The 14,139-nt window shown below is 40.5% G+C and carries 15 protein-coding genes and 1 tRNA gene; 14 read left to right on the forward strand and 2 right to left on the reverse strand.

The window, feature by feature from the left end; all coding sequences use genetic code 11:
• Nucleotides 1-281: 281 nt before the first annotated feature.
• The 5 genes from noc (at nucleotide 282) to ASD40_RS17005 (ending at nucleotide 4,725) form a co-directional block, all read left to right on the forward strand.
• Nucleotides 282-1,097: a nucleoid occlusion protein gene (noc, locus tag ASD40_RS16985; RefSeq protein ID WP_057304391.1), complete on the forward strand. Its 816-nt coding sequence runs from the start codon at nucleotides 282-284 to the stop codon at nucleotides 1,095-1,097.
• Between the two features lie 161 nt (nucleotides 1,098-1,258).
• Entirely contained in the window at nucleotides 1,259-2,017 is a 759-nt protein-coding gene (locus ASD40_RS16990; RefSeq protein WP_047684031.1) for a ParA family protein, read from the forward strand.
• On the forward strand, nucleotides 2,014-2,886 hold the full coding sequence (locus ASD40_RS16995) for a ParB/RepB/Spo0J family partition protein (RefSeq protein WP_057304392.1): 873 nt from the start codon (nucleotides 2,014-2,016) through the stop codon (nucleotides 2,884-2,886). Before ASD40_RS16990 ends, ASD40_RS16995 begins: the two co-directional genes overlap by 4 nt.
• A gap of 171 nt (nucleotides 2,887-3,057) precedes the next feature.
• Nucleotides 3,058-4,218: an aminotransferase class V-fold PLP-dependent enzyme gene (locus tag ASD40_RS17000; protein ID WP_057304393.1), complete on the forward strand. Its 1,161-nt coding sequence runs from the start codon at nucleotides 3,058-3,060 to the stop codon at nucleotides 4,216-4,218.
• Between the two features lie 15 nt (nucleotides 4,219-4,233).
• A complete protein-coding gene (locus tag ASD40_RS17005) occupies nucleotides 4,234-4,725 on the forward strand; it encodes a DUF4446 family protein (protein WP_057304394.1) in 492 nt (163 codons plus the stop codon).
• Here the strand turns inward: ASD40_RS17005 and yyaC are convergent.
• Nucleotides 4,700-5,323 carry a spore protease YyaC gene (gene yyaC, locus ASD40_RS17010; protein ID WP_057304395.1) on the reverse strand — a complete coding sequence of 208 codons (624 nt, stop codon included), beginning with the start codon at nucleotides 5,321-5,323 and terminating at the stop codon, nucleotides 4,700-4,702. The two genes, ASD40_RS17005 and yyaC, sit on opposite strands and share 26 nt — an antisense overlap.
• A 97-nt stretch (nucleotides 5,324-5,420) precedes the next feature.
• Between yyaC and ASD40_RS17015 the strand changes: the two genes are divergently transcribed.
• The 5 genes from ASD40_RS17015 to ASD40_RS17040 all read left to right on the forward strand — a co-directional run bounded on the left by ASD40_RS17015 (nucleotide 5,421) and on the right by ASD40_RS17040 (nucleotide 8,208).
• A complete protein-coding gene (locus ASD40_RS17015) occupies nucleotides 5,421-5,657 on the forward strand; it encodes a DUF3343 domain-containing protein (protein ID WP_057304396.1) in 237 nt (78 codons plus the stop codon).
• 18 nt (nucleotides 5,658-5,675) lie between these two features.
• The gene (locus tag ASD40_RS17020) at nucleotides 5,676-6,515 is read left to right on the forward strand and encodes a mechanosensitive ion channel family protein (RefSeq protein WP_060645517.1); all 840 of its coding nucleotides are present in this window, start codon (nucleotides 5,676-5,678) and stop codon (nucleotides 6,513-6,515) included.
• 47 nt (nucleotides 6,516-6,562) lie between these two features.
• Nucleotides 6,563-6,778: a DUF951 domain-containing protein gene (locus ASD40_RS17025; protein WP_029196148.1), complete on the forward strand. Its 216-nt coding sequence runs from the start codon at nucleotides 6,563-6,565 to the stop codon at nucleotides 6,776-6,778.
• 69 nt (nucleotides 6,779-6,847) lie between these two features.
• Nucleotides 6,848-6,935, forward strand: a tRNA-Ser gene (locus ASD40_RS17030).
• Nucleotides 6,936-7,773: 838 nt separating this feature from the next.
• Nucleotides 7,774-8,208: a hypothetical protein gene (locus ASD40_RS17040; protein ID WP_057304398.1), complete on the forward strand. Its 435-nt coding sequence runs from the start codon at nucleotides 7,774-7,776 to the stop codon at nucleotides 8,206-8,208.
• Nucleotides 8,209-8,329: 121 nt separating this feature from the next.
• Here the strand turns inward: ASD40_RS17040 and ASD40_RS17045 are convergent, their stop codons facing one another.
• Complete coding sequence (locus ASD40_RS17045; RefSeq protein ID WP_057304399.1) at nucleotides 8,330-9,724, reverse strand: right-handed parallel beta-helix repeat-containing protein; 1,395 nt, start codon at nucleotides 9,722-9,724, stop codon at nucleotides 8,330-8,332.
• Between the two features lie 193 nt (nucleotides 9,725-9,917).
• Between ASD40_RS17045 and ASD40_RS17050 the strand changes: the two genes are divergently transcribed.
• From ASD40_RS17050 to ASD40_RS17065, 4 genes are read left to right on the forward strand one after another with little or no spacing between them, the layout of a single operon-like run.
• Nucleotides 9,918-11,159, forward strand: coding sequence for a hypothetical protein (locus ASD40_RS17050; RefSeq protein WP_057304400.1), 1,242 nt, complete (start codon nucleotides 9,918-9,920; stop codon nucleotides 11,157-11,159).
• 60 nt (nucleotides 11,160-11,219) lie between these two features.
• Nucleotides 11,220-11,945: an ABC transporter ATP-binding protein gene (locus ASD40_RS17055; protein WP_057304420.1), complete on the forward strand. Its 726-nt coding sequence runs from the start codon at nucleotides 11,220-11,222 to the stop codon at nucleotides 11,943-11,945.
• The gene (locus tag ASD40_RS17060; protein ID WP_057304401.1) at nucleotides 11,932-12,684 is read left to right on the forward strand and encodes an ABC transporter permease; all 753 of its coding nucleotides are present in this window, start codon (nucleotides 11,932-11,934) and stop codon (nucleotides 12,682-12,684) included. The genes ASD40_RS17055 and ASD40_RS17060 overlap by 14 nt, the downstream gene beginning before the upstream one ends.
• 12 nt (nucleotides 12,685-12,696) lie before the next feature.
• Entirely contained in the window at nucleotides 12,697-14,124 is a 1,428-nt protein-coding gene (locus ASD40_RS17065) for a sensor histidine kinase (protein ID WP_057304402.1), read from the forward strand.
• Nucleotides 14,125-14,139: the final 15 nt, after the last annotated feature.

Genomic DNA, 14,139 nt, shown 5'->3' on the forward strand with positions numbered 1-14,139 from the left:
ACAGACTCTATGTTGAATTAATAATAGAGTGAATTTAACTTAGTTTATTAGTAATTTCAAGAGATTACACTTGTCACACTTCGACGTAATATTAACAAAATGTTTTCGTTCGTTGAAAAGAAAGATTAGGTTTACACTTTTGCTTCGCATCAACCTTGACAAACGCAACCGTCCATAATGGACGAAGGTGCCGTTTATCCTTGTGTAGGACGAAGAGGTCGTCTATCTTTGGATCATTTTGGTCGCTTAAACTACGGGAAGAGTTGGTGGTAAGTTTTCCTATGAAAGAACAAATTTCAAAGCTATTTGGCCTAACAGATCGATCAACGACTGACGAGGTCAAGAACATATCGGTGAATAGCATTATTCCAAGTCCGTATCAGCCAAGGTTATTGTTTGATGATGATCGAATTGATGAACTCATGCAAACGATTCGCACACATGGGATTATTCAACCCATCGTTGTCAGAGTTAAAAACAACACGTTCGAGCTAATTGCCGGTGAACGACGTCTAAGAGCTGTTAAAAAGCTTGGTCTGGATACAATCCCTGCGATTGTACGTGATTTCAATGATTCTCAAGCAGCGTCTATTGCTCTTATTGAAAATTTACAGCGTGAAGGACTTACTGCAATAGAAGAGGCAGCAGCTTATCAACAGTTAATAGAGATGCATGATTTAACACAGGAAAGCTTAGCGCAGCGTCTTGGTAAAAGCCAATCAACGATTGCAAATAAGATTCGATTATTGCATCTAAGCGAGCCAGTTAAAATGGCATTAATGGAACGTAAAATTACTGAACGTCATGCCAGAGCGTTATTGGCGCTTGATCAAGAAGAATTGCAAGTAAAAGTTCTCGAAGAAGTTATCGCCAAAGAGCTCAACGTAAAGCAAACAGAAATTAAAATTAATTTTTTGAAGGAAGCTACTAAGCTAAAGAAATCTCGTCGCGTCTCATTTACGAAGGATGTTCGTTTAGCTTTAAATACGATTCGTCAATCCGTAGAGATGGTTTCGAGTTCTGGTTTGAATATTAATACGTCTGAGCAAGATCATGATGATCATTACGAAATTATAATTAAGATTCCTAAACGATAATAAAGCATTTATTGCTACCTTAAACGGCGCAAGCCGTTTTTTTGCATCTTATGGACATAAACTATCAAATATTGATAAGGTAACTCGCTCATAGATATGTTAAGATAGTAGTACTGCTTTAGTATGGCATTTGGAACATAAGCGATTGAGGTGAAATGGTTTTGTCTAAAATAATTGCAATAACAAATCAGAAAGGTGGCGTCGGTAAGACGACAACTTCTGTGAATTTAGGTGCTTCCCTAGCCTCTTTAGGGAAAAGGGTGCTTCTCGTTGACATCGACCCACAAGGCAATACAACAAGTGGTATTGGTGTAAACAAAGCGGATGTTGTTAATTGTATTTATGATGTACTAATTAATGACGTTCACCCCAAAGATGCAACGGTTGAAACTAATGTTCCAAATCTCAAAATAGTACCTGCTACGATTCAGTTAGCTGGGGCTGAAATAGAACTTGTTCCAACGATTTCAAGAGAAGTACGGTTAAAGAAATCCCTCCAGTTAGTGAAACATTTATATGATTACATCCTTATTGATTGTCCTCCGTCACTAGGCCTTCTAACCATTAACTCATTAACTGCTGCCGATTCTGTCATTATCCCAATTCAATGTGAATACTATGCGCTTGAAGGATTAAGCCAACTGCTCAATACCGTTCGCTTAGTTCAAAAGCATCTTAATACAGGGCTTCAAATTGAAGGTGTTTTATTGACTATGTTTGATGCTAGAACTAACCTTGGTATACAGGTTATTGAAGAAGTAAAAAAATACTTCCAAACAAAAGTATATCAAACGATTATTCCAAGAAATGTTCGCTTAAGTGAAGCGCCCAGTCATGGACAATCCATTATTACGTATGATCCTAGATCAAAAGGCGCGGAAGTGTATTTAGAGCTTGCGAAGGAAGTGATCTCTGTATGACCAAAGGCCTTTCTAAAGGTTTAGGTAAGGGATTGGATGCTTTAATTACTTCTTTACATATTGATGAAAGTGATAAAGTTATCCAAATTCCATTATCCCAATTGAGAGCAAACCCTTATCAACCTAGAAAAAATTTCAATGAAGATAGTATTAGAGAGTTAGCAGATTCAATTAAGGAACATGGTGTTATTCAACCGATTATTGTTCGTAAAGTTCTCAAAGGATATGAGATCATTGCGGGTGAGCGGAGATTCCGTGCTTCTCAAGTAACAGGGATAGCGACGATTCCTGCTGTTGAAAGAAACTTCTCGGATCAACAAGTCATGGAAATCGCTTTGATTGAGAATGTACAACGTGAAGATCTCAACGCGATGGAAATTGCTTTTGCTTACCAAGGTATCATTGATCAGTTTTCTCTAACACAAGAAGAGCTTTCTGCGAAGGTTGGAAAGAGTAGATCGCATATTGCTAACTTTCTGAGATTGCTGCAACTGCCAGAATCCATTAAACAATATGTTTCACGTGGAACATTATCAATGGGACATGCTAGAGCCATTGTGGGTGTAAAGGACGATAAGGTGAAGAAAGAACTCGCTGAAACGACCATCAGTAAACAATGGAGTGTACGTGAGCTTGAAGAAGCTGTGAAAACGTTAGAAGAGACACCTGGGCAAGAAAAAGAAAGAAGTAAGCAAAAAGAAAAGAATAGAGATCCATACATTAATCAAGCCGAAGATCAGTTGAGAGATATTTACCGCACGACGGTGAAAATCAAAAATCAGCAGGATAAAGGTAAGATTGAACTTCTCTATTATTCCAAAGACGATTTAAACCGTCTGCTAGAATTACTTCAAGGTAAAATCTCTTAAAATTAGATAGCATACCGATGGTTTTCTTTCGAACTGAAAGATCAAACTAAGGTATGCTATATTTATGAGTTGATGAGTAAGTTTACAACTAACGTGCTTCGCACAAGCTTATCAAGCGTGCTCGTCTTTAAGGAAGGCGAGAGCCGTTTATCCATGAGAGAGGGTGACAAAATGAAGGGTGTTATGTATTTTGATCAAGCCGCATCTTCGTGGCCAAAACCGCCAGCTGTTATGGATGCTATGATGCAATGTATGCATGAGTTCGCAGCCAATCCCGGCAGGGGCAGCCATCAGATGGCAGTGAAAGCCAGTAGGATATTATTTGAGACTCGTAAAAATATGGCGCGTTTATTTGGGATAAGAAATCCTAATGATATATCGTTTGCATTAAATACAACCCATGCGCTGAATCAAGCAATCAAAGGATTCGTAAAAGCTGGAGATCACGTGATATGCACTAATATCGAGCATAACTCCGTGCGTAGACCGCTTGAATATTTGAAGTCCACTGCTCAGATTGAACTTACGTATATCCCTAGTGATGAACAAGGTAATATTCGATTAGATGAGTTGAAGAATGCATTCCAACCCAATACAATGCTTGTAGTTGTTAATCATAGCTCTAACCTTTTGGGAACTATTATGCCAGTTGGTGAAATAGGAGACATCTGTCGTGCACAAGGCGTTAGGCTGCTCGTAGACGCAGCTCAGAGTGCCGGTATACTGCCAATTGACGTAATGAGTATGAATATTGATATGTTGGCATTTCCGGGCCACAAAGGGCTCCTAGGGCCTCAGGGGACTGGTGGTTTATACATTCATCCGGACATTGATTTAGAGCCGCTATTACATGGAGGTACAGGGAGTCAATCGGAGGCCATACACCAACCCACCGTGCGACCAGATCGCTATGAAGCTGGGACACAAAATACAGTTGGAATAGCGGGACTGAATGAAGGCGTGAAATTTGTTTTAGCTGAAACCGTAGAAAAGATTCATGATAAAGAGTGGCGTCAAACTCAGCTCTTGATGGAAGGATTACTGGGAATTAAAGGAGTCACGGTTCTTGGGCCGACGCTTGGACAAAATAAAACAGGAATTGTTTCCTTTAATATTAACGATGCGGATTCATCGGAAGTAGCCTTTATCCTGGATCAATCTTTTCAAATTGCCGTCCGTTCAGGTTATCATTGCACGCCGCTTGCGCATGAAGCTGCTGGAACTTTAGCTAAAGGTGCAGTAAGAGCGAGTATTGGCTATTTCACAACGGATCATGAAGTGGAAACGTTGATTGATGCTGTAAAAGAGATTCAAACGCAGTATGCGAAGTAGAAAGAGGGATAGATCATGGGGGAACTGTTTGGCCTTGATGGTGGGGTCATCGTATTAGCTTGTTTCACATTAATCGTTGTGCTATTTATTTTCATATTAGTTGTATCCATTAAATTAGCTTCGTTGCGTAAACAATATACACAAATGATGAACGGCTCAAAAGTAGAGAATGTAGAACAACTCATTATTGACATGCAAAAAGGATTGAACGAGCAAAAGGCCGAATCAATAGCGACTTCAGCCAAGGTTGAAATGATTCGTCAAGCATTGATGAAGACAAAATCAAAAATCGCGATTCATCGCTATAATGCATTCAATGAAGGTGGAAGTGATTTAAGTTTTACAATTGCTATATTAGATGATTATCAAGATGGAGTCATTCTAACGGGAATACATAGCCGCGAGCAAATGTATTTATATGCTAAGCCAATTCAGAATGCACAATCAACCTATACGCTAAGCCCTGAAGAAAAAGAAGCGATTAATCAAACTTTAAAGCAGACGTAGCATTAGGTGTATAAGATTGCGTGCGACGCAAAGCTGAATGTAGAGCATCACCAATAATATTCGCCATATTCATAACTAAGCTAAGCCGCGTATTCTGCAGGACGAAATACTCCATAAATCCACCAACATTTACAATTCCGGTTACATGGATGTTGCCAACTGGTGGCAAATCTTTATTAACACCGGCCCCCGGTTTAAGAGGTCCATCTGCAACCTGAATGCAGCCTACGCTGGATACTTGACCAAGGCAAGCATCGATGGCAACGATGAAGGGGTTTTGAAACTGGTTGTTGATTTTATCCACGGTTTCAGCTAAATTCATGGCATGGACAGGCTCATCTAAAGTACCGAAAAGATGGAGGTTACGGAGGTTGGTCGTTCGATTCAAATGAGAACCAACTAATGGTCCTAAGGAATCACCAGTCGAACGATCGGTCCCTACACATATGACAACGATTGGTTGATAGGTTGGTAGTTTGCTAAAAATGGTGTGTAAATGCTTTGAGAGAAGATAAGGAGTATCGGCATCTGTGTGTTGAATCTTCAGTGGTTCTAGAACCGTATTTTTCACTCCATCGAAACCAAATTGGAATTTCATCGTATCCCTCCAAATGTTACTACTTTTTTTACTAGTATATGGAGAGATAGGGACATTTATACGTAGAAGAGGGGGACTTTCCCTGAAACTTTCAATCATGTTGCTAGCGTTCGATTCTACTCAACAAGCACTGAGGGCAGAAATGCTGCTAGAGTATGCAGATATCGAGATCGACATAAGACCAACTCCGAAAGAAATCACTGCGGGCTGCGCACTGTCTATCGAATTTCCGGGAGAGAATTTAGAACAAGTAAGAGACATTATTCATTCTGAAAGTGTTGAAATAAGAGGCATCTATTTTAAAAATGACGATAAATATGTTACGATGGAATGAAATTAAGGGGGGCTGTACATGGCCTTTGTAACTAGGTTTTTTACAGATTTAGGTCAATGGATACACGAACATATAACGAAACCGGAAATGATAGCTTCGATATTTTGGATTGTTGTTAAAATTATATTAATCTATGTAGTAGCTAAAATTTGCATAAAAATCGCTGATAAAACAATTGCGCATATGATTTCAGCAAGAGATAAGTCTCCGTTGAAATTTGATAGAAGAAGAACGAACACAATAGGAAGTCTCATACATAATCTAATAGCTTATACGATCAATCTCATATGCATAATGCTGATACTAGGGCAAGTGGGGTTAAATATAGGTCCTTTACTAGCTGGAGCAGGTGTACTCGGACTAGCAATTGGTTTCGGGGCACAGAGTTTGGTCAAAGATGTAATAACAGGTTTCTTCATCATCTTTGAGGATCAATTCGGAGTGGGGGATGTCATTCAGATTGATTCATTCAAAGGTACAGTGGAAGAAATCGGGATTAGAGTAACCCGGATTAAAAGTTGGACCGGTGAAGTGCATATTATTCCGAATGGGAATATCAAACAGGTCACCAATTTTTCCACTTACAATTCACTGGCCGTAGTTGATGTGACGATTCCTCTTCATTTGGATATTGATAAAGCCACGGAAATCCTCAAGGAAACGGTAAAGCATGTTCAACTGCTTACCGATGATATTGTGAAAGAACCTGAGGTGCTTGGTGTTCAGATGGTGGGTACGACGGATTTGAAAATTCGTATTATCGCGGAGTGCAAGCCGACAAGACAATTTAATGTCACTAGACTTCTAAATATCGAGATTAAGAAGCAACTTAATATCACACAAATAGAAGTGCTATAACCCACAAAGATTATGTCCATAAATTCGGAAAAGGCGGTGGCAGACGAATGGAGAAGAAGCAGTATCAACTTGGCGATATTGTTCAAATGAAAAAGCCCCATCCGTGTGGCACCAATGAAATGGAAATCATTCGGATGGGCATGGATATTCGGATCAAATGTGTAGGATGTAAACACAGTGTATTAGTGCCGAGAACGAAGTTCGAAAGTAAGCTGAAAAAGGTACTCCGATCCAATACAGAGATTCAAGAAGAGTCCTCCTAAAGGGTTTAGGAAAAACACTTGCGAGAGCCTGACTTTTTTGATACAATAAGTCCTGTTCTCGCTTTTCATGGAAAGGTACCCAAGTGGTCCAAGGGGGCTGACTCGAAATCAGTTAGGCGTCGCGAGGCGTGCGTGGGTTCGACTCCCACTCTTTCCGTACAAGCTTTAAAGTAAGTGGCTCTAGGACTGAGCCATTTTTTTATTTCTCTAAACGAGAAAATTTCATCGGAAAAGTACCTGACTGATCCGGACATGGAAATAATATATGTCGTTTTGTCAAAACGGAGTTTTTATATAAGTCAAAAAGGAACAAATGCCTGAGCAAATTTCAAAGGCGATTGTTCCTTTTTTGTTTAGTGCGATTTTGACTTTTAGTATAGAGTTGGGATTGGAGGACACGAAACAGCATCAATTAAGTTTGAATCGAATCCGTAAAACATCCAAAATGCGCCATTCCATCGATAACCTGAAATTTCACCATATTCAACCCGAGTTGGGTAAAACCAAAAATTTTCTCCAGTCCATAACCACACATAAGTGTATTGATATTGGCAGTCAATTATATAGGATGTAGAAGGTTTTGCTGGGACGAACATAGGCGGAGGAGACTGTGGCTTTGAGGTTGCTCCTTGAGATAGAGGCGGCATAAATGCCATTTGATTCACTCCTTATGAAGAGATATTATTTATTCCAAACTGGTCGCCTTTCCTTTATACAATATGTAGGTGAATAACTATAGGACACGGTGCAGATGCCTATTTCAGGAAGGTTGCCGCGCACATCTAGGGTATGTTAAGGTGTCGCGAGCCGTGTGGGTTCGACTCCCACTCATTCCGTACTCTAATGGAACAAGATCGTGAAACAAATTAAGAGCTTTTTACGTCTATGAAGACGTAGAGGGCTCTTTTGCTTTTGTAGGTAGGGAATAAAAGGCAAGGAAAGGAAGCAAAATAACCCCATATCTAGGCATAGGTAAAATGAGGAGGCAGAACGATATGAGAATTTGGGTGATGATGCTTCTGGTACTGTCTGTGGTCGTTACAGGGTGCTCCAAGAAGAATGAGGGGGGCACAGCAAGTCCAACTGCTGGAGTGACTGTACAGCCTTCTCCAGGGGCTTCTGCGACGCCAAGCGGGACAAGCAGTCCAACAACGGGGGGGACAGCAGCTACTGCGACACCAAAGGCCGGCGACAATGCGACGAAGGATGAGCCGCTTCCTAAGATAACGAAGGAACAAGCCGATAAAATAAGTATGACAGGCACCTACGATGACGTAGTAAAACTGACAGGATCCAAAGGCAAGCTGGTTAAAGATGAGAATGGAAAGAAAACGTATGAGTTCGAGATATCCAATCAACCTGGTTACTATGTGCAGCTCGTTTTCTTTGCGGATGGGAAGATATCGGAGAAGCGAGTTTATCAGAAATAACGAGATATAAAAGGCCGCACACCTAATGGGTTGTGTGGCCTTTTTGCTTTATTATTGGCGATAAAAAACCTAATATAGGGATCTTAGGTCGGGGATCAAAGTCTCCTATTAAACGCGTCGTTCATCTTTGAATGGCCTCGATAAAGGTTTTCTTATAAGGTAGAAGTGGTTGTATTTGTGCCTTATCGAAAATTTTCTCACCATTGCCTGAACCCACATTGCCAAAGAGGATGGTTTCTCGGCAATTAACATCCGAGATGCGGATCGGTGCTTTGGTACAGGTGTTTAGGCTATTACCCGTTAACTGATTGTTATCCGAGTACGAACCGCTATCTTTGCCTTCGGCAGCGAGTAAAATGCCATCTGCTTTACAACTGCGAATAGAATTCTGACGAATTTGATTAGCATAAGCATTAATGAGGACAATACCGTTATTACCTATAGCCTGGAGCTGATTATTGGATATGATATTGCGATGAGGGCGTTTTTGTTGAATGTCCGCTTGTCCCACCAACTGAATACCAATATCATCGATATCATTTAGAATATTAGTAGTAATCATATTGGAAATGCAGTGACCCTTGAGGCGGATGCCAAAGGTATACCCTTTATTTCCGCTTGAATTCATAAAATTCTCAATGATATTATCGGAAAGGGTATTAAACTGACACGGTTCTTCTTTGGGACCAGAGATAAGGTCAATGCCAGACTGATAGCATTTCTGCATGCGATTTCTCGCGATGACAGAACGACTGCTGCCATTGGTCAAAGTGATACACGTTTGAAACAACATGTTGAAATGATTTTGCACAAAATGATGATTCTTACCATTACTGCACCAGATGCCATAACCTTGGGTATCGTAATCCAGCGTTCCGATGATGTTATCGAAGGTACAGTTCTCGACAACTACTCGGTTACAATCAACGGATTTTATGCCATTATCAATCATCGAAAAGGTGCAATCTGTAATGGTAATGTCGGTAGCTTGGTCGAGTGCAATTCCGCATTCAATGCGTGGAACCGAGGCATTTCCGAAGGATCCAATTCCTTGGAAGGATAACCCCTGGATATGTACATGTTGAACCGCAGATAAATTAAGTAGACCAAATTTATGAGTGGATGACCGAAGGATGCTGCTGCTGCCGGCCCCCATTAAGGTTATGTTCGCGCTCACGCGTAAGGGTATCTTGAGGAAGTACATGCCTGGCGGGATGTAAACGATGCCTCCTGATAGAGCAGCAGTATCAATTGCGCTTTGGATGAAAGGAGCATCGTCTTCATCGTAGCGTCGGTTGCCGCGGGCTCCGAAATCTTTGACATTATAAATAAGTGTGGAAGGAGATGCTGCTTGAGCAGTTAAGCTAGTTGTGAAGATGTCTCCTGCTACAAAAGCTAAACCTGCGGCGCCAATTGAAGAGAGCAGTTTTCTACGGCTAAAAGAGGGTGTAGATTGGTGCGGAGGGTTAAGATCAGAAGATGCTACTTCACGCTGTCTATCTTGATTTTCGTTCAAAAAATTTCACCTCATTAAAGGAATGGTAGATATAGTAAATTATAAGATAAAGCGAACAGAACGGGAAGAGCAGAAGTAGCATTGAACAGAGTTAATACTTTGTTAATAATTCATTTAGATAGATTCAATAAGCCTACATTAAAATAAATAGTAAGGAAACGTTTCCCCTAAATCGTATCAAAGGAGAACAAAGATGAAACTTAGCAAAAAAGGAATTACTGTACTTTCATTTACGGTTGGAGCCTGTCTATTCGTATCTACTGCTTTTGCCGATACGCTGCTTGGATCTGGATATGACCGGCTGAAAGATTCAGCAAAAAACACGGCTGCACTCATGGAAAAGGATTTGAACAACTATACGATCGAGGCATTGTATACGTTGAAGGATAATAACCAAACCTTGCTTCAAGCTTCCATGATCAAGAAAATGGATACGGTAAAACAAACGTCTGAAGACAATACGGTGACTAAAACCGCAATGGGCGAAACCACCTCAGATTATTCGTATTCCGACAATAAGCTTTCGGTTAGGAAAAGCGGCAAGGAGGATACTTATTATGTCACGGAATATCCGGCTAATGTGAACAGGAAAGGGCCAACACAGTTCGACAACCCGTTTAAAGAGAAGGGAGCAGCGGAGATCGAAAAGATTGTTGACGCTGTGGTAGGCTCTCTGAAAGATTATGTGCAAGTAGAGGAAGGGAAAGACGGCGGAAAAGTATATGCGGGCAGCTTGTCCGAGGCACAAGTGCCGGCCGTCGTAAATGCTGTCTCCTCCTTTGGTATCAAGCAGATGTTTAACGACGAGAGGGATATACCGGATATAGAGAGCGATATTTTTGTGAAAAAGGTTGTGGGTACGGCCGTTGAAAATAAAGCAGGCTATCTGGAAAATGTGACGGGTGATATTACCCTGTCGGGAAAAGATAAAAACGGTGTTCAGCATGACTTAAATCTAAATGTCATTGTAAAGCTTTCTGAGATTGGCAATACGAAAATTGCCATGCCTGACCTAACAGGCGCGAACGTTGAGAAGGTCAGTTATTCGGGCGGATTCAGCAGCAAATATGTAGGAACATATAAAAATGATATCATTATGGACAAAGACGGCAAGTTTGTGAAGATTGGCGAGAGAACGGTTGAAATCACAAGCGTAGACGGCGATAAAGTGACAGGAAAGTACTCAGAAACTGTTTATCCTGGTTTTGAGAGCGAGTATCCAAACAAGGATAAGTTTGAATTTGCATACAATCCGGTGTCATCCACAACTTTTACTTACACAGATGCGAAGGGTGAACAGAAAAATGGAATGATTCATCCAAACTCTGCTGGTAAGGTTTATTTTGAAATGGGTATACAGGTCATGGATAAAAACTCATACAAATCTAGCTCGAAACCATATTACGATGGAGAATTTAGACGCATATTTGAATAGAAATGGGGTTCAGGAGGCTGCAAATGCAGCTTCTTGAACATTTTTTGGGGAGATGATGAATTGACAGTCAAGGCGATTGAAATAAACGATTTAACCAAGTCATTTAAGAATGGTCGGGGAATTAGCGAGTTGAACTTAGAAGTAGATCAAGGGGATATATTCGGTTTTCTGGGGCCAAATGGCGCAGGGAAAACGACAGCCATGAAGATGATAACAGGACTTATGAAACCGGATCGTGGCGATGTGAAGATTTTCGGAGCGAGCATTTTAGAAGACTATGTCAATGCGATGAAGCATGTAGGCTGTATGATTGAAACAGCTGAATCATATCCCTATTTGACGGCAAATGAAAACTTAAAACTGTTTGCGAGGTTCTATCCAGAAGTTGATCAGCGAAGAATCGACGAATGTCTTGAAATCACGGGGATGCTGAAATATAAAAATGAGAAATCACAGAAATTTTCACTCGGGATGAAACAAAGGCTAGGGATAGCGGCTGCGATTCTGTCCAAACCAAAGCTTTTAATTTTGGACGAGCCTTTAAACGGACTTGATGTCGAGGGGATGCTGGAAATGAGGAAATTGATCAAACAGCTTTCCCAGGAAGGTACAACTTTCTTTATTTCCAGCCACTTGATTCACGATGTGGAATTAACGTGCACAAGAATCGGGATTATTTACGGAGGCAAGCTTGTCAACGTCGAATATACCCAGAATATTCTTTCTTACTATTCTTCGCTTGAAAATTATTTTGTAAGTGAGGTGGACAGGAATGGCAGGGTTTAAAGCTGCATTTATAAATGAATCCGTGAAGCTGCTGAAAAAGAAAAAAATGCTTGCAGCTGTGATTTTGTCCGTTCTTGCCGTTGTGATTGGGCAAATTGCCGTAACGACGATTAAGCATGGCCTTGGATTAAGGGTAGTTGGTAGTGTTGAATTCCCCATAGTGGTGCTAACGTTTATTACTTATACGCTTTTACCGCTGTTTGCCATTTTTGTAGCGATCGATATGTTTAACGGTGAATCCTCGTCGAATACGATGAAAATAACTCTCTTAAGGCCGGTCTCCAGATTTGGTGTTTTTAGTGCGAAAGTATTAAATTTGGCCTTGTTTATTGTTGGAAACCTTTTGTTTGTTATGCTTCTTTCTTTGCTTGTTGGATTCATATTTAATCCAGCGTCTGCCAGCTTCATGGGGATCGTAAAGGTGATATTGTCATATGGCTTAACTTTTCTTCCCGTATTTGTGTTTGCACTTATTGTCGTCCTGTTGTCCAATGTGATCCAGGGAGGACTAGCCGTATTTTTCCTCTCTATACTGGTGTTTATCGGATTTAATTTTATGGGTATTGTGTTCTCATCCTATTCAAGTTTTTTTATTACGTCGATGTTTGATTGGTACACTCTCTGGATTTCTGAATCGATCAATGTGTTTAAAATATTCCGACAGATCTTAATCATGTCTGGCTGTGGTATCATGTTATTTACTACGGGGTATTACTTGTTTGACAGGAAGGATATATAGAAAGGAATATACATGCACTTAACCAAACGTTTTTTCACGATGAATGCGCTGGCTGTACTGGTCTCCATTGGTTTGACGTTCCTGGCTGTCATTATTTTTGTTGCTGCTTATACGAAAGTTTTTGGCCGCGAAGCCGGTATAAAGGAGTTTCAAAAAGTCTTCGAAGTCAGGGCAGCGATCAACGAAATCAAAAGAGAAGCACTGACCTTTAAGTTCGAGCAGCTCTTGGATCATAACTATCAACAAAAGCTCTCTGATCGAGTTAACGCTTTGGATGCCAGTGCGATCATTTTAATAAATAGAGAAGTTTTGTACGCTACACAAAATTTTAATAAGTTCGATATCGATAAAAGCCTAATGCTGTCTGACGATTCATCTAGTCTGGATGAGATTGAGCTTGATGGCAAAACTTATATGTTTACTCGAGCGGATTACAAACTACCATCCGGCGAAAGGGGCATTCTGCTGCTGCTTGCGCCAATCAAGGTGAAAACAAGCTTTTATGTGCTGCTTGGCATTTTTACAGTCAGCTTTTTCACCGTGGTATTTTTGCTAATGAATTTTTGGATTTCGTATAAGTTTTCACGCGGAATTATTTTACCGATTTCCAGGTTAAAGGATGCAGCTATTAAAATCAGGGAAGGGGATTTAAGCTGTGAGATTTCCGAAGAGGGCGAAGGCGAAATTCGGGAATTAGGCAGAACCTTGGAGTTAATGCGGATCAAGCTGAAGGAGTCAATATATTTGCAGCAAAAGTATGATGATAACAGGAAGTTTTTAGTTTCAAGCATTTCTCATGACTTAAAGACGCCTGTTACTTCCATTAAAGGTTATATTGAAGGGATTATAGATGGGGTAGCCAAGACACCTGAGAAACTTGAGGAGTACCTGGAAACTGCACGATCCAAAGCTATTTTGGTGAACGCTATGATCGATGATCTTCTTTTATATTCCAAGCTTGATTTGAACCAGCTTCCTTATCATTTTGAGAAAAGCGATTTAGCGAGCTATTTCGAGGATTGCGTCGCGGATCATAAATATGAGTGTGAAAAGGCTGACCTTTCATTAGAGTTAATAAATGAATTAAAGGAGCCAGTTAAAGTATTAATTGATCGTGAAAGATTAAAGAGGGTCATCCAGAACATTCTTGATAATGCTGTGATGTATGCAGGTAAGGCAGATGGAAAGATTGACATTATACTCAGGGAAACACGAACGTCTGCTATTATAGAAATTAAGGACAATGGCAATGGAATACCCGAGAACAAACTCCCCTACATATTTGAACGATTCTATCAGGTAGACCCTTCAAGAAAAAGTGGAAGCGGATTAGGACTTGCTATCGCAAAGCAAATTATAGAAGGGCACGAAGGGGAAATATGGGCAAAAAGCGTTGTGGGAGAGGGGACTCGGATAATGATATCTCTGAAGAAGTTCTAACATGTTTGGAGGTTA

It is taken from the genome of Paenibacillus sp. Root444D2, assembly GCF_001426375.1.
Lineage (GTDB): Bacteria > Bacillota > Bacilli > Paenibacillales > NBRC-103111 > Paenibacillus_E.